General features: G+C 70.4%; 13 protein-coding genes, 1 tRNA gene and 1 pseudogene. 9 read left to right on the top strand and 6 right to left on the bottom strand.

The window, feature by feature from the left end; all coding sequences use genetic code 11:
- Window positions 1-908: KPN_02809 family neutral zinc metallopeptidase (gene ypfJ, locus ACFQE5_RS18705; RefSeq protein ID WP_379586764.1), on the bottom strand; the 908-nt coding region annotated here is incomplete at its 3' end.
- A 121-nt stretch (window positions 909-1,029) separates the two neighbouring features.
- Here ypfJ and ACFQE5_RS18710 point away from each other — a divergent pair.
- From ACFQE5_RS18710 to ACFQE5_RS18720, 3 genes are all read left to right on the top strand, one after another.
- Entirely contained in the window at window positions 1,030-1,179 is a 150-nt protein-coding gene (locus tag ACFQE5_RS18710; protein WP_379586766.1) for a hypothetical protein, read from the top strand.
- A gap of 344 nt (window positions 1,180-1,523) precedes the next feature.
- Complete coding sequence (locus ACFQE5_RS18715) at window positions 1,524-1,721, top strand: hypothetical protein (protein WP_379586768.1); 198 nt, start codon at window positions 1,524-1,526, stop codon at window positions 1,719-1,721.
- Between the two features lie 120 nt (window positions 1,722-1,841).
- Window positions 1,842-1,929 (top strand) — tRNA-Ser (locus tag ACFQE5_RS18720).
- A 310-nt stretch (window positions 1,930-2,239) separates the two neighbouring features.
- Here the strand turns inward: ACFQE5_RS18720 and ACFQE5_RS18725 are convergent.
- The gene (locus ACFQE5_RS18725) at window positions 2,240-3,493 is read right to left on the bottom strand and encodes a M18 family aminopeptidase (protein WP_379586770.1); all 1,254 of its coding nucleotides are present in this window, start codon (window positions 3,491-3,493) and stop codon (window positions 2,240-2,242) included.
- A gap of 18 nt (window positions 3,494-3,511) precedes the next feature.
- Here ACFQE5_RS18725 and mftG point away from each other — a divergent pair, with 18 nt between their 5' ends.
- The 4 genes from mftG to fmdA all read left to right on the top strand — a co-directional run bounded on the left by mftG (window position 3,512) and on the right by fmdA (window position 9,700).
- A complete protein-coding gene (gene mftG / locus ACFQE5_RS18730; RefSeq protein ID WP_379586771.1) occupies window positions 3,512-4,996 on the top strand; it encodes a mycofactocin dehydrogenase MftG in 1,485 nt (494 codons plus the stop codon).
- Complete coding sequence (locus ACFQE5_RS18735; protein ID WP_379586773.1) at window positions 4,993-7,041, top strand: M3 family metallopeptidase; 2,049 nt, start codon at window positions 4,993-4,995, stop codon at window positions 7,039-7,041. Before mftG ends, ACFQE5_RS18735 begins: the two co-directional genes overlap by 4 nt.
- A gap of 638 nt (window positions 7,042-7,679) precedes the next feature.
- On the top strand, window positions 7,680-8,321 hold the full coding sequence (locus ACFQE5_RS18740; RefSeq protein ID WP_379586774.1) for an AmiS/UreI family transporter: 642 nt from the start codon (window positions 7,680-7,682) through the stop codon (window positions 8,319-8,321).
- Between the two features lie 125 nt (window positions 8,322-8,446).
- Window positions 8,447-9,700, top strand: a complete 1,254-nt coding sequence (gene fmdA, locus ACFQE5_RS18745) for a formamidase (RefSeq protein ID WP_379586775.1) — start codon at window positions 8,447-8,449, stop codon at window positions 9,698-9,700.
- Here the strand turns inward: fmdA and ACFQE5_RS18750 are convergent.
- From ACFQE5_RS18750 to ACFQE5_RS18760, 3 genes and pseudogenes are all read right to left on the bottom strand, one after another.
- Window positions 9,673-10,566, bottom strand: coding sequence for a slipin family protein (locus ACFQE5_RS18750; protein ID WP_379586776.1), 894 nt, complete (start codon window positions 10,564-10,566; stop codon window positions 9,673-9,675). The genes fmdA and ACFQE5_RS18750 overlap by 28 nt on opposite strands.
- A gap of 124 nt (window positions 10,567-10,690) precedes the next feature.
- Entirely contained in the window at window positions 10,691-12,226 is a 1,536-nt protein-coding gene (locus ACFQE5_RS18755; RefSeq protein ID WP_379586778.1) for an APC family permease, read from the bottom strand.
- Window positions 12,216-14,161, bottom strand: a pseudogene (locus ACFQE5_RS18760) (primary-amine oxidase). The gene ACFQE5_RS18755 and the pseudogene ACFQE5_RS18760 overlap by 11 nt, the downstream one beginning before the upstream one ends.
- Before the next feature lie 215 nt (window positions 14,162-14,376).
- Between ACFQE5_RS18760 and ACFQE5_RS18765 the strand changes: the two are divergent.
- Together ACFQE5_RS18765 and ACFQE5_RS18770 are read left to right on the top strand one after the other, a co-directional pair.
- A complete protein-coding gene (locus ACFQE5_RS18765) occupies window positions 14,377-15,843 on the top strand; it encodes an APC family permease (protein WP_379586780.1) in 1,467 nt (488 codons plus the stop codon).
- Window positions 15,840-16,592, top strand: a complete 753-nt coding sequence (locus ACFQE5_RS18770; protein ID WP_379586781.1) for an IclR family transcriptional regulator — start codon at window positions 15,840-15,842, stop codon at window positions 16,590-16,592. The genes ACFQE5_RS18765 and ACFQE5_RS18770 overlap by 4 nt, the downstream gene beginning before the upstream one ends.
- A gap of 66 nt (window positions 16,593-16,658) precedes the next feature.
- On the opposite strand, the gene ACFQE5_RS18775 is transcribed toward ACFQE5_RS18770, so the two are convergent.
- A complete protein-coding gene (locus ACFQE5_RS18775; RefSeq protein ID WP_379586782.1) occupies window positions 16,659-17,597 on the bottom strand; it encodes a glycoside hydrolase family 16 protein in 939 nt (312 codons plus the stop codon).
- Between the last annotated feature and the right edge of the window lie 260 nt (window positions 17,598-17,857).

Genomic DNA, 17,857 nt, shown 5'->3' on the forward strand with positions numbered 1-17,857 from the left:
CAGCGTGCCGGGTCGCCGGTCTGGAAGCCGGTCAGGTACCACTTCTCGCGCTGCGCGGAGCTGCCGTGGGTGAACTGGCTCTCATCGACGCGACCGCCGCCGAGGTTGGACTGGATGTAGTCGTCCCCGATCCGCTCGGCGGTATCGAGCGCGGCGTTGACGTCGTCCCGCGTGACGTCGGTGATCAGGGGCCGCCCGCTGGCGGTCGGGACGCTGGTCGCGTGGTTGGCCCAGACGCCCGCGTAGCAGTCGGCCTGCAGCTCCAGCCGTACCGACCCCGATGTGGGTCCGGAGTCGCCCGCGCGCACCCGCCGGCTGGTGCCGAGCAGGTTCTGCACGTGGTGGCCGTACTCGTGGGCGATCACGTAGGCGCGGGCGAACGGTCCGCCCTGGGCGCCGAAGCGCGTCTGGAGTTCCTGGAAGAAACTCAGGTCGATGTAGACCTCGGAATCCGCAGGGCAGTAGAACGGCCCGACCGCCGAGGTCGCGCTGCCGCAGCCACCGGTGTTGACCCCGCCCCGGAAGAAGTTCGTGCGTGGCGGACGGTAGGTCTGCCCGGACCGGGCGAACGCGTCGGACCAGTAGCCGTCAAGAGAGTTCGTGACGGCGACGACCTCGCAGTCGAGCCTCGTGTTGGCGTCGGCGCCCGTTCGACAGCTCTGGGCGATGTCGGTGTTGTCGGCGCTCTGCCCGTTCGCAAGGCCGGACAGACCGCCGGGCAACGGGACTCCGCCTCCGCCACCCACGCCGCCCAGCTGCGACAACAGGAAGAAGAGGATCAGCCCGACGATTCCCACCCCGCCGCCGCCGATCGCCACCCGGCCCCCGAGGCCCCCACCGCCGCCGCCCGAGCCTCGCAAGTCATCGATATGTGACGTATCGAGATCGGCGTTCTCGTCGAACCGCATCGCTGCCTCCCGCGCGCGTGGTTCCGGCGATGAAGATCCCACCACATCCGACCCCCGCGGTCGTCGGGACCCGGGGGGAATTCGACCGGTGCCGCCTCCGAGGCAGGGCGATACTCGACGGGTGCCCCGCGATCATGCCGTGCTCCGTTCCGTCTCGCCGTTGCGCCTGCGCCTCGCCGAGTGGGCACACTCTCGCCGTCGGACGCACCTGCACACCCGCATCCATGTGCTCGCCGCGGTGCTCGGGCTTGCGGTCGGATCGATCCTCTGAGCGAGACACGTCGCGCTGTGGTGGCTACCGCTGCCGCTGTTCCCGGCACTGACCCTCGCCTTGCCGTTCGTCCTCGGCGGCCGGTCCGTCTTGCCGCTGACCGGCCGTCCGCGCGGGCTGCTGCGCACGCTCCCAACCAGGACGAATGGCGGACCACGCAGGTCCTGGCGGCGGTACGCGACGGGCGCGTGGTGGCGTACGGACTCGCCGACTGGGATGGCCCGCGGTGCCTGGGTGGGCTCGGTGAGTCGTCCGACGGCAGCTACGAAATTGTCGTGGATCATGGTGAGCCGGGTGGCCCGCTCGTTCGGGTAACCACCCTGGTAGGTCGTGATGAGCCGACGATGTCCGGTGAGCCGATCGACGTCGTCGTCGATGGACGGACGGTTCGCGGCGCTCTGCTGGACGATGCTGTGGGTCGGGCGGCGGTCCTCGGCCCGGGGGTCGCGGTCCGTATCGAGGCCGACCGCATTGCGCCCGGACAGATCAACCTCGTCCGCCTGTCCGACCTCGGTCCCGAAACCGTGGGTCCGGGCAGATAGCCCAGGGCGCCAACGCGGCCGGACGAAGTCCAGGTCCGGCAACGGCTGTCTTCCGTCGGCGAGTCGTGTCGGCGTATGCGACCAGGAGCCCCATCTCGATCGCGCGTTAGGCTGCGGTACGGAAGCGTGGCAGAGCGGCCGAATGCACTCGCCTTGAAAGCGAGAGACCTTCACGGGTCCGGGGGTTCGAATCCCTCCGCTTCCGCCAGGTCAGAGGCATGATCACTTGCCCTCGTTGCCGTCGGTCGGCGCCTTGACATCAACCGGTGACATCAACCCCCCGAGGGGCGCTGCTTTGAGGCGAGGCGTCGTTCCGGATGGCGGACTTCGCCGACTGCCTCGCGGGCCTCGTGGACGCGCTCGGCCTGGGACGCCCGCACATTGCGGGGCTTTCGTTCCTCCAGGCTCCCTGACCGGAAAGTGGCCGCCGCCGAGTTCGACGTGAGGGTCGAAATCTCTAGATCATCCGACCATCATGTCGAACTCGATGGTCCTCCACCCTTCCGCTGAAGGGACGGTCAGCCTGCGTCGGTCAGGAACGCCGTCGCGGCGGCGGCCAGATGTGCCGGATCGGCCACCCCGCACAACTCGCGGGCCGAATGCATCGACAGCACCGGAATGCCGACGTCGACGGTGCGGATGCCCAGCCGGGTCGCGATGATCGGGCCGACGGTGCTCCCGCACGGCACCGTGTTCTTGCCGACGAAGTACTGGGTCGGCACCCCTGCGTCGCGGCAGGCCCGGTGCCAGGCCGCGGCGCCCGGGGCGTCGGTGGCGTAGCGCTGGTTGGCGTTGACCTTCATCGCCGGGCCTCGGTTGGGCAGCGACCGGTGGGTCGGGTCGTAGTGGCCGAGGTAGTTCGGGTGCGCGGCGTGCGTGACGTCGACGGACAGGCAGCGCGACGTCGCGAACAGCCGGGCCCGGGCGTCGAAGCCTCCGGCGAGGCGGGTGAGCACGGTCTCCAGCAGCGGGCCCGCCGCCCCCGTCGCGGTACCGCTGCCGATCTCCTCGTGATCGAACCCGACGAACACCGGCACCACCGAGGGCTCGCGCGCGGCCGCGTCGAGCAGCGCGGTGATCCCGGCGTGCACCGAGGCGAGGTTGTCCAGCCGTGGCGCGGCTAGCAGCTCCTCCTCCGCGCCGAGCCGCGCGGGCGGGGTGAGGTCGTGCACGACGAGGTCGTGCGCGGCGATCTCGTCCGGGTCGACGTCCACCTCCCCGGTCAGGAAGCCGAGCAGGTCGCCGTCCTCGGCGGCGCCCAGGCCCCAGATCGGCAGCAGGTGCTGCTGGGCGTCGAGCCGCAACCCCTCGTTGTTCACCGAGCGGTCGAGGTGGATCGCCAGCTGCGGCACCCGCAGCAGCGGTCGGGCGACGTTGACCAGGTGAGTCGAGCCGTCATAGCAGACCAGCCGCCCGGCCAGTCCGAGATCGCGGTCGAGCCAGGAGTTCCACAGCGCTCCGCCGTAGACCTCCACGGCGACCTGCCGCCAGCCACCCGCCCCGGTGTCCGGGAGCGGCTTGACCTTGAGCGTCGGTGAGTCGGTGTGCGCGGCGAAGATCCGCAGTGGGGCCGGTTCGCCGCGCTGCCACCAGGCGAGCACCGTGCCGTCGCGAACCTGGTAGCGCCCGCCCACACCGGTGTCCCACTCGCCCGCCTCGGGCTGCTCGGTGAACCCGGCAGCCGTCAACCGGCGCACGGCCTCCGCCACCGCGTGGTACGGGGTCGGGCTCGCCGTGATGAACTCCGCGAGATCCAGCGCGAGGTCAGCCATGTGAGGCATCCTCCCCCTGTGCCCGCAGAGCCGTTCGACGTGGTCATCGTGGGCGGTGGTTCCGCGGGCTGCGTGCTGGCGGCGCTGCTGTCGGAGAATCCCGGACGCCGGGTGCTGCTGCTGGAGGCCGGACCCGTGCCCCGGCGCGTCGCCGAGTATCCACCGGCGGCCCGCGACGTCACCTCGCTCGCCGCCACCGCCCCGGAACATCCGCTGAACTGGGCGCACCCGGTCGAGCTGGTCCCGGGCCGTCCCGATGTCGTGGCGGGGGGCCGGATCCTGGGCGGTTCGGGCGCGATCAACGGCGGGTACTTCATCCGAGCCACCCCGGCCGACGCCACCGGCTGGGGGATGCCCGGCTGGACGTACGCCGATCTGCTGCCCGCCTACGCCCGGTCCGAGCGCGATCTCGACCGCACCGGTCCCGGCCACGGCCGACGTGGCCCGATCCCGGTGCGCCGACCCGTGGATCACCTGCGTAGCCCCACCACCGGTCCGTTCCTCGAGGCCGCCGCGCGGCTCGGCTTTCCGGCCGAACCGGACAAGAACGCCGGCGGCCCGCCGGGGGCCGGGCCGGTGCCGTCCAATGTGGTCGACGGGCTGCGGGTCAGCGCCGCGATCGGGTACCTGCTGCCGGTGCTCGACCGGCCGAACCTGTGCGTGCGCGGCAACACCCCGGCCACCCGGCTGCTGCTCGACGGCGACCGCGCCGTCGGCGTGCAGACGCGCGACGGTCCGGTCGAGGCCGGGGAGGTCGTGCTCGCGGCCGGCGCGGTGCACACCCCGCAGCTGCTGATGTTGTCGGGCATCGGTCCCGCCGATGATCTGCGGGCCATCGGGATCGAGGTCCGCCACGACCGGCCGGGAGTGGGCCGCAACTGGTCGGACCATCCTGCCGTGTTCCTCGGTTTCCGCCCGCACGTCGCCGCCGCGCCGCATCCGCACGCCGTCACCGCGCAGGCGGCCCTGCACCTGGACTCGGGCGCCGACCCCGCCGGTGACCTGGAGATCCTGCTGTTCACCCGGCCTTTCACCGACGGCGGCCCGCTGCATCTGATGTGCGCGCTACAGGCGCCGCGCAGCCGCGGAGTGCTGACGCTGACCTCGCCCGATCCGGCCGCCCGGCCGCGGATCCGGTACGGCTACCTCCGCGAGGAGGCGGACCGGCGCCGGTTGCGGCACGCCGTGCGCGTCGCGGCCGACCTGCTACGCGTCGGGCTCGGCGAGCGCGTCGGACTCGACGGCGGGGTGCTCGGCGTCGATCACCGGCTCGACGGCTGGCTGCGCGAGCGGCTCACGACCTCGGCGCATCTGTGTGGCAGCGCGGCCATGGGGCCGGCCGGCGATCCCGAGGCGGTCGTCGACGAACGGTTGCGGGTGCAGGGGGTCGACGGGCTGCGCGTCGTGGACACGTCCGTGCTGCCGGTGGTGCCGCGCCGTGGCCCGGCGGCCACCGCGGTCGCGCTGGGCGAGCACGCGGCCGCAGTAGGTTGGTGCGCATGACCGCGGCGGACAACCCGTTCCTGGCCCCGAGCCCGTTGCCTTACCAGCTGCCCGACTACCGCCGGATCACCGACGCGCACTTCGCGCCGGCGTTCGAGGCGGGGATGGCCCAGCAGCGGGCCGAGGTCGAGGCCATCGCCGCGAACCCGGAGCCGCCGACGTTCGAGAACACGGTCGTCGCCCTGGAACGTTCCGGGCAGGTGCTGACCCGGGTGTCCACGGTCTTCTTCGGCCGGGCCAGCGCGCACACGAACCCGGCGATCGACCAGCTTCAGGCCGACATCGCGCCGCGGCTCGCCGCGCACCGCGACGCCATCACACTCGACCCGCGGCTCGTCGCGCGCATCCGTGACCTGTACGACCGGCGCGACTCGCTCGACCTGGACCCCGAGTCGCTGCGGCTGCTGGAGCGCTATCACCTGGACGCGGTCCGGGCCGGGGCCGAGCTCGGGGAGGCCGACCAACGGCGCCTGCGCGAGCTCAACGCGGAGCTGTCCACGCTGGCCACGGCGTTCGGTACCCGGCTGCTGGCCGCGATGAACGACTCGGCCGTGGCCGTCGACGATCCTGCCCGGCTCGACGGCCTGGCGCCCGATGCGATCGCGGCGCTGGCCGCGGCCGCGGCGGCGCGTGGGCGCGAGGGCTACCTGCTCACCCTGGCGCTGCCAACCTGCCAGCCCGCGCTGGCCTCGCTCACCGACCGCGACCTGCGGGCCCGGCTGTTCGACGCCTCGATCTCGCGGGGTGCGTGCGGTAACGACAACGACACCCGGGACCTCGTCCGGCGGCTGGCGGCACTGCGGGCCGAACGCGCCCGGCTGCTGGGGTTTGCCAACCACGCGGAGTATGTGATCGCGGACAGCACGGCGCGGTCCCTTGAGGACGTGACGGCGATGCTGACCGGGCTGGTCCCGGCGGCGGTCGCGAACGCGGAGGCCGAGGCGGCCGACCTGCAGGCCGCGATCGACGCCGCCGGGGGTGGGCACGAGCTCGCCCCGTGGGACTGGGCGTACTACGCCGAGCGGGTCCGGTGCGAGCGCTACGACCTCGACGCGGCCACGCTGCGTCCCTACCTGGAACTCGACCGAGTGCTGCACGACGGCGTCTTCTACGCCGCCGGGCGGCTGTACGGGCTGCGTTTCGTCGAGCGACGCGATCTGCCCCGGTACCACGAGGATGTGCGGATCTGGGAGGTCTTCGACGCCGACGGCGCGCTCGGGTTGTTCGGCCTCGACCCGTACGCCCGCGAGAGCAAACGCGGCGGCGCCTGGATGAACTCGCTGGTGTCGCAGTCGCATCTGCTCGGCACCTCGCCGGTCGTGATGAACACGCTCAACATCGCGAAACCGCCCGGGGGCGAGCCGACGCTGCTGACGTTCGACGAGGTCAGGACGCTGTTCCACGAGTTCGGGCACGCCTTGCACGCGTTGCTGTCCGACGTGCGCTACCCCCGGTTCTCCGGCACGAGGGTGCCCCGCGACTTCGTCGAGTACCCGTCTCAGGTCAACGAGATGTGGCTGGTGTGGCCGGAGGTGCTGGCCAACTACGCCCGGCATCACCAGACCGGCGAGCCGATGCCGCCGGAACTGGTGGAGCGGCTGCTGGCCGCGCGCCGGTACGGCCAGGGCTTCGCCACGCTGGAGTACCTCGCCGCGGCGCTGCTCGATCTGGCTTGGCACACCCTCGGCCCCGACGACGCGCTCCCCGATGCCGATTCCGTGCAGTACTTCGAGTCCGCGGCGCTGGCCAAGGCCGGGGTCGCACTGGCGGCGGTGCCGCCGCGGTACCGCAGCACCTACTTCAACCACGTCTTCGCCGGCGCCTACAGCGCGGGCTACTACTCCTACATCTGGTCGGAGGTCCTCGACGCCGACACCGTCGACTGGTTTCGGGACAACGGCGGGTTGCGCCGCGAGCTGGGCGACACCTTCCGCCGCACGCTGCTCGCCAGGGGCAACAGTGTGGACGGCATGGCGGCCTTCCGCGCGTTGCGCGGGCGCGATCCCGAGATCACCCCGTTGCTGACCCGCCGTGGCCTCGGCTGAGTGTCCTGGGCTTCAGCTCCCGGTGATCTGCACCGCCGGGTGAGCGTCCACGGTCGGAACGGTGCTGGGCGCGGTTCGCGCAGCAGGTGAGCGGGCGTCGCGCAGAACGATCCGGCCACATTGTTGAAAACCGTTTTCATGCATGTGGATTATACGTGTTCCCGGCGCGTTCCGGTCCTCGCTCCACACATTTTGCATCCTCGCTGCCAGCGGTTTCTCCACGCCCGCCGGCCGGTGGGCTGATCCTTCGTGCTACATCAAACGGCGTATTGACGCAGCCAGCGGTGCCTGGCCAGACTCATCGCAGATCCACATTTGGCAGCGCTGCCGAGGATTGTCTAGGGGGCTGGACCGCATATGGCGACGAGTCTGTACCGATGTGCCGTCCACGAGGTCGTTCGACCCAATGAGACCGATCCATGGGGCGATCCCGGAATGACCCTGCTCGAGCGGAGAAACACCGTGCGACGCGTCGTCGCGCGGCCCAGACGCGCAGTCGGGCGTCGGTGCCCCCGTTGAATCCTGCGCTGGCGACACCGCCGCAACCCTGAGTCGAGGGTCGGGTGCGGTGTCGTCATCTGCCCTGACCGGTCGAGCCCGGCCGGATGCCGTACTCGTGACCAGAGAGGTGTGCGCCCATGGGTAGCGTGGGGTTGCTCTATGTCGGAGCGGTGCTTTTTCTCAACGGTGCAATGCTGCTGGGCTGGGTGGATGCTCGTTCGGCCGCGCCGCTCAACATATTCGTCGGACTGCTCCAGGTCATCACCCCGACATACTTGATCTTCACGGCTCAAGGCGATGCGAACGTCATCCTCAACGCCTCCGGGTTGTATCTGTTCGGCTTCACCTACCTATACGTTGCGTTCAATCTGCTCGCCGACCTGGACGGTACCGGCGTCGGCTATTTCTCCGCGTTTGTCGCCGTCTGCGCACTGGTGTATTCCGGGCTGAACTTTTTCCGGCTCGGTGACAACGCCTTCGGGGTCATCTGGCTGTACTGGGCCTTCCTGTGGTTCCTGTTCTTCTTGCTGCTCGGCCTCAAGATGGAGACGATCACCCGGTACACGGGCGCGGTCACCGCCATCCAGGGCTGGGTGACCGGGGCGATTCCGGCGTTCCTGCTGATGACCGGCCAGTGGGGACGAGCCGACGCGGCGACCGCGATCGCGCTCGCCATCTTCGGCGTCGTCGTGTTCGGCCTGTTGTGGGTGCGGATGCGTCCCGGCCCGATCGAGATCTCGTCCACCGGAAGCCATGCTGTGGCCGAGAGCCGCAGCTGACCCGTCGGCGACGCAGTCTCGCGGACGCGTTGCGTCCGTGACGACGCCCGGACCGCGCTGGTCCGGGCGTCCCGAAGACGCGGCCGCGTCCCGCCGGCCGCGAACGTCGAGTTGAAGGACTGTCAATGCCCGAAGTCGTGTTCCCGCTCGATTCGAACAAGAAGTTCACCGATCAGCAGATCGTCGGCCACAACCGCTGGCACCCCGATATCCCGGCCCAGGTTCGGGTCAAACCGGGCGACGTGTTCCGGGTGGACTGCCGGGAGTGGTTCGACGGGGCCATCCAGAACGACGACTCCGCCGAGGACATCCTGCACGCCCCGCTGCTGAGCGTGCATACGCTGTCCGGGCCGATCGCGGTCGAGGGAGCCGAGCCGGGTGACCTGCTGATCGTGGACATCGTCGACGTGGGGCCGATCCCGCAGGAGGACTCCGGTCCCCTGGCCGGCCAGGGCTGGGGGTACACCGGGATCTTCGCGAAGGCGAACGGCGGCAGCTTCCTCACGGACCAGTTCCCGGACGCCTACAAGGTGATCTGGGACTTCCGCGGCCAGGTCGCGACGTCCCGGCACGTCCCCGGGGTGTCGTTCACCGGCATCATCCACCCGGGGCTGATGGGCACCGCACCGTCAGCTGAGCTTCTGGCGAAATGGAACGCCCGTGAACAGGCGCTCATCGACACCGACCCGGACCGCGTTCCGCCGCTCGCGCTGCCGCCGAACCCGGACTCGGCGATCCTGGGCAGCCTGTCCGGTGCCGAGTTCGACCGGGTCGCCGCGGAGGCGGCTCGGACGGCACCGCCCCGGGAGAACGGTGGCAACCAGGACATCAAGAACCTGTCGAAGGGAACCCGGATCTTCTATCCGGTCTTCGTCGACGGGGCGAAGCTGTCCGTGGGTGACCTGCACTTCTCCCAGGGCGACGGCGAGATCACCTTCTGCGGGGCGATCGAGATGGGCGGGTTCATCGACCTGCACGTCGACCTGATCAAGGGCGGGATGCAGACCTACGGCGTCTCCGAGAACGCCATCTTCATGCCGGGCAACACCGAGCCGCAGTACAGCCAGTGGCTGGCGTTCTCCGGCACCTCGGTGACACTCGACGGCGAGCAGCGCTACCTCGACTCGCACCTGTCCTACCAGCGGGCCTGCCTGCACGCGATCAACTACCTGACCAAGTTCGGCTACACCCCCGAGCAGGGATACATGATCCTGGGGGCGGCGCCGATCGAGGGCAGGCTCTCCGGCGTGGTCGACATTCCCAACTCGTGCTCGACCGTCTACCTCCCGACCGCGATCTTCGACTTCGACGTTCGCCCGGGACCGGGCGGCCCGCACCAGATCGATCCCGGTCAGGGTGTGCCGAAGGCCAGCTTCTGACCGTTCTCGGCCGGATCCGCCGGCACCGGTTCGCCGGTGCCGGCGGTCTCGTCTCCGGGCCCCGAGGCCTGGGCGGGGGGAACCGCGTTCGCGGGCTCGCCGGCCTGTAGCCGATCGGTCGAGGCTTCCAGGAATCGCAACAGTTCCACCGGAAACGGCAGCACCAGCGTCGAGTTCTTCTCGGCGGCGACCTCGACGACGGTCTCCAGCAGCCGAAGTTGCAGCGCCGCCGGGGTACCCGACATCGTGGCGGCGGCGGTGGCCAGCTTCTGCGAGGCCTGCAGCTCGCCGTCGGCGCTGATCACCCGGGCTCGCCGCTCCCGTTCGGCCTCGGCCTGCCGCGACATCGACCGCTTCATGGACTCCGGCAGCGCGACGTCCTTGATCTCGACGCGGTCGATGTGGACACCCCAACCCAGCGCCGGACTGTCGATGAGCAGTTCGAGACCCTGGTTGAGCCGCTCCCGGTTGGACAGCAGGTCGTCGAGGTCGCTCTTGCCGATGATCGAGCGCAGCGAGGTCTGGGCGACCTGGGCGATGGCCTGCACGTAGTTCTGGACGTCGACGATCGCCCGCACCGGCTCGACGACCTTGAAGTAGACGACCGCGTCCACCCGCACGGTGACGTTGTCCCGGGTGATGCCGTCCTGGCTCGGGACCGGCATCGTGACGATCTGCATGTTGACCTTGCGGAGACGGTCGATCCCGGGCTGGATCCGGGTCAGACCGGGCCCACGAACCTGTTCGGCGACCTTGCCGAACCGGAAGACGACACCGCGTTCGAACTGCCGGATCACGCGGAATCCGGCCAGGAACCAGACCAGCCCGGCGGCCGCGAGGCCCGCTACGACGTCGACGACGACCATGACGCCTCCAGCGCCCCACCGGACGGGAGCGCCCGGCCCTCGGGCACCGTCGACAGTACCCCTGGTCAGCACCCGCTGTGAGTGCGTAACAGTGTTCTAACACTGTTACGCACTCACAGCGGGGCTAGACCTCGTCGAACACCGCGCCCATGTCCGACCAGTCGGCGCTGCGGAAGCGCCGGAGCCAGGCGGCGACTGCCGCGCCGGTCACGGCGATCCCCAGGCAGACCCACGGCACGATCGCCACCAGCACCGGGATGCCCACTCCCGGGGCGGGTTCCACGAACGAGTAGTACAGGCTCCCGAACACTGCCAGCGCCCCGACGAACGCGGCCAGCGCCCCCGCGACCTGGAAGCCCGGCCTGCGGGTGCGCGTACCGTGCGTGATCCCCGCGATGCCCAGCATCAGATACACCGCCATCACCAGCGGGGTGCCGATACCGGCCAGGAAGGTGAACACGAACACGCCGCCGGTGATCGGCCCGTCGACGCCGCCGGCCAGCGCGACCTGGGTCGCCCGGCCGGTCAGCAGCACCGATCCGCCGGCCAGCAGCACCCAGACCGCGAGGTCCAGCCCGATCGCGCGCCATGGTGTCTTCCACCGCGGATGCAGGACACCCAGCCAGCGTGGGAGCACCCGCTCCCGGCCCATCGCGAACATCACCCGGGACACCGCGATGTGCACGCCCAGCGCACAGAACAGGCTGGCCAGCGCGGCACAGGCCAGCACGATGGCGGCGAACGCGGAGTTCGGCGCGACGGCCGCGAGCCCGGCCACCGAGGTAGGCCAGTCGGTCGCGGCCTGCCGCACCCCGAAGCCGATCGCGGTGGCGTAGGTGACGACCAGATAGAACAGCCCGGCCACCACGATGGAACCGACCACGGCCAGCGGGATCACCTGCCGCGGGTTGCGGGTTTCCTCCGAGAGCACCGCGCTCGCCTCGGCGCCGGTGAACGAGAGCATCGCGAAGCTCAGCCCGAACAGGACGCCGGTCCAGGGCACCCCGGCCGCCGACGGCCAGAACGCACCAAGATCCAGCCGTGCCCCGGCATCGGCCACCGGAGTCGCCCTGTCCAGCACGCTGAACGCCGGCGAGCCGATGGAGATCACCACCAACGCCGTGATCAGCAGCGCCGCCATCGTGACCAGCAGGATCGCCAACTGGGTCCGGGTCGAGACCTGGATGTTGAACATGCTCATCAGCGCGATCACGACGAGCCCGGCCAGCGAGAACCAGTACCACTGCGGGCTGGTTCCGGCGAGCAGCTCGACCAGGCTCGCCGCGAAGAAGCCGAAGCCGCACAGCACGGCGCCACCCAGGATCAGGAACGCGGCGGCGTAGCACCAGCCGCCGAGGAACCCCAGTCCGCGGTTCGCGCCCCGGGTGATGTAGGTGTACATCGAGCCCGCCGAGGACAGCGAGCGGGCGAACTGGGCGACCACCGATCCGACGCACAGCATCGCGAGCGTGCCGAGCAGGTAGGCCAGCGGGGTCGCGCCGCCGGCCTTGGTGGAGGCCAGGTAGGTCAGGAACGCTCCCGACATCGCCGGCGCGATCACCGAGAGGCTCTGCGCGATGACGTCGCGCAGGCCGAGCGATTTGTGGAACGCCTGGGTCGGCTCCGCGACGCCCGGTGGCGCGCCGATCTCAGTCGCCATCGCCGTCCCCGGTCATCACGCAGTGCCCGTTGCTGCTGGGCGGAACGTCGAGGGCGGGGTTGCGGTCGAAGAACCCGACCGGCTTGAGCGTGAACCCGGTGTAGTCGACCGGCATCACCGGCCAGTCCTCCGGTCGCGGGAAGTGCGTGGTGCCGAAGCTGTGCCAGACGACGATGTCCTCGCCGTCGACGCATCGGTCGGCCTGCACCCAGGCCGGCAGTCCGGCCCCGCCGGCGTTCTGGTTGACGAAGTCGCCCGCGGGGTAGCGCTGCGCCGGGTCGTACTGCGTCACCCAGAGATGGCGGGTTGCGAAGGTGGCCCTGGCGTGGATCGACGAGGCGTCGTCGGCCAGCAGCGCCGCCTTGCCCTCCGGCAGCAGCGCGTAGCCGACCGGCTTCCCGTACTGGTTTCTCACCTCTGGGTTGATGATGTGCCAGGTCCGGACGCGGGACTGGTCGGCGGTGCGCTGGGCGTCCGACTCGCGCCGCAGCCGGGTCCGGGACTGCTGGAACGCGTTGCCGTACGGGTTGTCCGGCCCCATCGGCATCCGCAGCGCCTCGACCTCCTCGACGGCGTTGCGTACCCCGTCGACGGTCATGTCCAGCCGCGCGGAGAACAGGTGCTGGTGGTAGGGGGCACCCAGCCCTGGCGCGACCTCGGTGGCATATGGCGAACCGCCCTGCGGGTAGGCCGAGGTGAACACGATCCCGGTGGCCTTGACCTCCAGCTGGATCGTGCCGTCCAGGTAGAGGTACCAGTAGAAGCCGTAGTCGTAGTTGCCGATCGGGGTGAAGAACGAGAACACCATGCGGCGCTGGCGGCGGACCTCGTGGCTACCGGTGAACATGTCCGAGTGCTTCCAGAGGACGCCGTAGTCCTCCTCGTGCATGCAGATCGCGTTGGTGATCGTCTTCGGGTTGCCGAGATCGTCTGCGATGACGGTGTCCATGTAGTGGATCTCGCCGAGGCAGTCGCAGCCCAGCTGCAGCGAGTCGGCGTAGCGGGCGAACATGTACTCGCCACAGTCGAAGTAGTTCTGCCAGAACCGCACCGGAGACGGGTCGGCGTAGGGCACCACCATCTCGGCCACCGAGGCGCGGTAGATGATCGGACGGCCGTCGAAGCTGATCTGGTGCAGGGTGAGGCCCTCGCGCTCGTTGAACCCGATCCGCAGGTCCCATTTCTCCCAGCGCACCCGGTTGCCCTCGACGGTGAAGCTCGGCCCCTCCGGCTGGGTGATCTCGATGGGCTTGAGCGTGGTGCGTTGCGGGCCGACCTGCTGCGGGTCGTCGAAGTTGCCGGGGGTCTGCGGGACCGGCAGCTGCTGGTGGTCGATGACGCGGGTGACCGTGCGCCTGGTCAGGTCGACGTAGGCGACCAGCCCGTCGATCGGATGCGCCCACGGGCGGTCGCGCTCGTGGTCCTGGCGGAACCCGAAGGCGCGCACGACGCGGCGGCCGATCTCGTCGGGATAGTCGTAGACGCCGGCCGAGAGTGGCACCGCCCGCACCGTCGCCGGGTCGATGTCGCGGCGGCGCAGTGCGGCGATCCAGTCGGCGTCGGCGTTGAGAACGCCCTCGATCATCTCGAACTCGGCGTCGATGATCGGCGGTTGGCCGTCGCGTGGCGGGTCGATCTCGCGGCTGCTCACCACCCGACCGCCGGTCACCGAGACCACGTTGTCGGTCGACCGGCCGCTCGCGAGGTCCAGCAGCACCGCGCGGAACCGGCGATCCACCGGGTCGCCGTGGCGGTGGGCGAGCACCTCGGCCTTGGCCGGCTCCTCGGGAGCGAAGAACGCGAACCGGACGTTCTCGTCGAGCAGACCCGCGTCGGCGAGCACCTCCCTGGCCGTGCCACCTCGGCCTCGGTCGTGAGGTCGAGCGGGTGGGTGGCGCCGACACCGGTGGCTGCCGGGGCTTCGGCGATGGTCATGGGAATCCTCCGTATGCGACGACGGGACTGGTCGCAGACGGTCGCCGCCCGGCCGGGCGAGGTCAAACGCCGATCGCCCACCGCGAAAACGTGACTGTGATCACTATCACTCCTCGGGAACGTCCGGATGGGATTTCTCATTTGACGAGGACGGCGGTAACCGTGCGGCGTCGTCGGGTTAGCGTGTCCCGCCGACGGGGGCGCGAGGAGCAACGATGCAGCGAGATGCCGGAGGGGTGCTGGCCGGGCTACGGCTGCGCTCGCCCGTTCACGGGCTGGCCCGGCGCCATCTCGGCCCGCTCGACGTGTTCGCCCAGTCGGTCTCCGGCGCTGCACCCGCTGCCGCGATGTCCGCGACCCCCGTGATCGTCGCCGCGACCGCCGGTCCGGCGACGACCTGGTCGTTCCTGGTGGCCACGGTGCTGGCGCTGCTCATCGGAACGTGCATCGGCCGGTTCACCCGGCGGATGGCCGCGGCCGGATCCCTCTACAGCCTGACCGCGAAGGGGCTGGGGCCGAGTTGGGCGTTCGGCTGCGGGGTGGCGTTGCTGGTCGGGTACGGCGCCCTCGCGATGGCCGCGCTGACCGGCGCGGCGATCTATCTCAATACGCTGATCGCCCGCATCGGACTGGGGGCGCCGGGTTCGCGACCGCTGCTGGTCGTCGCGGTCTGTGCGTTCGCGGCGCTGGCCCTGGCGTTCGCACTGGTCGGGGTGCGGCTCTCGGCCCGCGTGGTGCTGCTGGTGGAGTCGATCTCGATCTCCTTGATGGTGCTGATCTTCGCGGTGCTGCTCGGCGGCGAGAATCCGGCCGCGGGCTCGACCGGCAGTGCGGTGGACCCGGGTTTCGGCGGGATCGCGGCCGGGGTGTTGCCCGCGCTGAGCGCGTTCATCGGGTTCGAGGCGGCCACCGCGCTCGGCGTCGAGGCGCGCAGGCCCTTCCAGACGATCCCGCGCGCGGTGCAGTGGACGGCGGGGGTGTCCGGGCTGCTGTACCTGTTCGCCGCCTATACGCAGGTGGTGAGCTTCTCGGGGACCCCCGGGGGGTTGGCCGGGCAGACCGAGCCGGTCCTGCAACTCGCCGCCGCGCACGGCCAGCCGTGGCTGTCAGTGCTGCTCGATCTCGGCATCGCGATGTCGTTCTTCGCCTGCACACTGGCCACCGGCAGCGCGCTGGTCCGGGTGCTGTTCTCGATGGCTCGAGATGGGATCGCACCCGGGGGTCTCGGCGCCACGCACCGCCGCTACCGGACCCCGCATGTCGCGATCACCGTCGCGCTGCCGATCGCGGCCGGTGTGCCCGTGCTGCTGCTCACGCTGGGGTTGCCACCCGACCGGGTGCTCAGTGAGCTGCTCACCGTGGCGACCGTCGGTTATCTGGTGGCGTACCTGTTGGTCTGCCTGGCCGCGCCGCTGTTCCTTCGGCGGATCGGCGAGTTGACCACGGCACCCGTGGCGGTCACTGCGGTGATCGTGCCGATCCTGCTGGTCGTGCTGGTCGCGTTCGTGGTCTCGGCGCTGGGGCGGCCGCTGCCGATCGTGACCGGGCTGCTGGCCCTCATCGGTGTGGTGTGGCTGGTCTGGCTGCGGCTGCGGCGCCCGGACCAACTGGCCGGGATCGGCGTGTACGACGAGACCGTCGCGGCCGACGTGCTCGGTGAGCGGCGGGTGGGCATCCGGTGACGTCGCTCGATCCGGTGCCGTTGTCCGGGCGCCAGCCGCGGGCGGTGCGCAATGCGCTCGCCGTGCTGGAGGAGGTCATCGCGTCGGGACCCGGGGTCACGGCCAAGGAGATCTCCGCCGCTCTCAAGTTGCCGCAGGCCACGACGTACCGGGTCCTGAACCTGCTGGTCGCCGAGGAGTATCTGGTGCGCCTACCCGACCTGCGCGGGTTCGCCCTCGGGCGGCGGGCTGCCCGACTGGCGTTGCCGGTGACACCGGCGCTGTCGACGGCGGTGCGGGCGGTCGTCGACCACCTGCGTGGGCTGGTCCGCTGGGGCGTGCACCTGGCGTCGTTCTCGACCGGGCAGGTGATCCTCATCGATCCGGATCCCGACCATCCGCCCAGCGACGGCCACGTCCTCGCTCGGTACCCGCAGGTCACCGCGCTGGGCAAGTTGCTGCTCGCGGAGCAGCCCGACTGGCGGGCCCTGGTGCGGGACCTGCGCCCGTTCACCGAGTACACCGTGACCAGCTCGGCGGAGTTGTCCGCGCAGCTCAAGGTGATCGCGAAGGTGGGGCTGGCCCGGCAGTGCGGGGAGCTGCGCGCGGACCGGGGGTGTCTGGCTGTTCCGGTGCGCGGGCCCGGCACCGGCTCACTGGTGGCCGGTCTCGCGCTCTGTGGCCCCGTGCAGCGGGTGGCCGAGTCCAACGACGAGCTGGTCGGTCTGCTGCGCGACCATGCCGATCGTCTGGCCCCGCTGCTGGCCTGACCTCCCTGTGAGTGCGTAACAGTGTTCTAACACTGTTACGCACTCACAGGGGGGTTGGAGCAGCGACTATGCATAGACCCGCATCCAGTCGACGTACATCTCGGTCGGCTTGGGCGAGCCACCGCTCGGGAAGTAGTCGAGCTGGATGGTCGGGTTCATCTTGCCGGGCGGCAGTGTGTGCTGTTCGGTGCTGGAGAACCACTCCTCGCCGTCGATGTAGCCCTTGACCCCCTGCGGGGTCCATTCGACGGCGTAGTTGTGCCACTGCGTGATGTCGAGGGCCTTTTTCGCGTATTTCTGTTGGTTGCTCGAGCTGTAGTGCAGGAAGAACGACACGTCCTTCGACGCGCTGGTCGTCTCGGCGAAATCGATCTCGCCGCCTTCCGGCCAAGCCATGTCGCTCGGCCAGAGGATGAGCACCGGGTGGTATTGCGAATCCCCCGCGGGGAACTTCGCGCGCACCTCCCATTTGCCGTACCGCTGGCCCTCGCTCCAGGCCAGGCCGCCGGTCGTGCCGTTCGAGTCGCCTCGAATGACGAGGGCGCCGTTCTCGACGCTGATCGCGCTGGGCGAGCGACGGCCGTTGCCGGCGTGCCCGGCACCGTCGTACTTCACCCATGTGCTGGAGAGGCCGCCGTTGAACTCATCGCCACCGACGAGCTTCCAGCCCTTTTTCACGGCCGCCTGGACGCCGGCGCCGGCCGTGGTCACGCCCGCGGCGATCCCGCCACCGGCGGTGGCGCCGTTCGCGGCCGCGGTGCTTTCTCGTGGGGGGCGGGGATTCGGGGTTCGGGGCGTGGTCCGCTCGCGGGCCTCGGTCGTCGCGGTGGCCTGCGGTGGGGGTTCCGAGCTGGGCGGCGCAGCGGCCTGTGAGGTCGTGCTCGCGGCGGTGCTGCTGGCCGAGACGCTGGTCGCAGTGCCGCTGGAGAGCAGTGCGGCATTGAGGTCGGGGCTGTCCTGCCCGGCAGGCCGGACGGCGGTCATGATCGTGGTGGCCAGCACCATGGCGGCGGCGCCGACGGCGAGCGGGGCGAGCTTGCGCAGGGCGGAGCGTGGTGTGGGGGGAGTCGTCTCGACCTGCGTCTCGGGGGCGGATCCTCGCCGGTGGTGACGGCCGGAGGGCACGAGAGGGGAACCGTGCTCTGCGGTGATCCGCGCGACCAGCTCGCGGGGGTCGAGCCGATCGTCCGCAGCGGAGGATTTCCGTCGCATGGCCCCGAACAGTAGGAAGGTCACGGGCCGTGATCGACAATCCTGAGAGTCTC

Source organism: Pseudonocardia hispaniensis (assembly GCF_042658695.1).
GTDB lineage: Bacteria > Actinomycetota > Actinomycetes > Mycobacteriales > Pseudonocardiaceae > Pseudonocardia > Pseudonocardia hispaniensis.

Coding starts and splice junctions, on each gene's coding strand:
- ACFQE5_RS18715 (WP_379586768.1), top strand. CDS start 1,524: ATGTCCGGTGAGCCGATCGACGTCGTCGTCGATGGACGGACGGTTCGC.
- ACFQE5_RS18725 (WP_379586770.1), bottom strand. CDS start 3,493: ATGGCTGACCTCGCGCTGGATCTCGCGGAGTTCATCACGGCGAGCCCG.
- ACFQE5_RS18735 (WP_379586773.1), top strand. CDS start 4,993: ATGACCGCGGCGGACAACCCGTTCCTGGCCCCGAGCCCGTTGCCTTAC.
- ACFQE5_RS18740 (WP_379586774.1), top strand. CDS start 7,680: ATGGGTAGCGTGGGGTTGCTCTATGTCGGAGCGGTGCTTTTTCTCAAC.
- fmdA (WP_379586775.1), top strand. CDS start 8,447: ATGCCCGAAGTCGTGTTCCCGCTCGATTCGAACAAGAAGTTCACCGAT.
- ACFQE5_RS18750 (WP_379586776.1), bottom strand. CDS start 10,566: ATGGTCGTCGTCGACGTCGTAGCGGGCCTCGCGGCCGCCGGGCTGGTC.
- ACFQE5_RS18755 (WP_379586778.1), bottom strand. CDS start 12,226: ATGGCGACTGAGATCGGCGCGCCACCGGGCGTCGCGGAGCCGACCCAG.
- ACFQE5_RS18765 (WP_379586780.1), top strand. CDS start 14,377: ATGCAGCGAGATGCCGGAGGGGTGCTGGCCGGGCTACGGCTGCGCTCG.
- ACFQE5_RS18775 (WP_379586782.1), bottom strand. CDS start 17,597: ATGGTGCTGGCCACCACGATCATGACCGCCGTCCGGCCTGCCGGGCAG.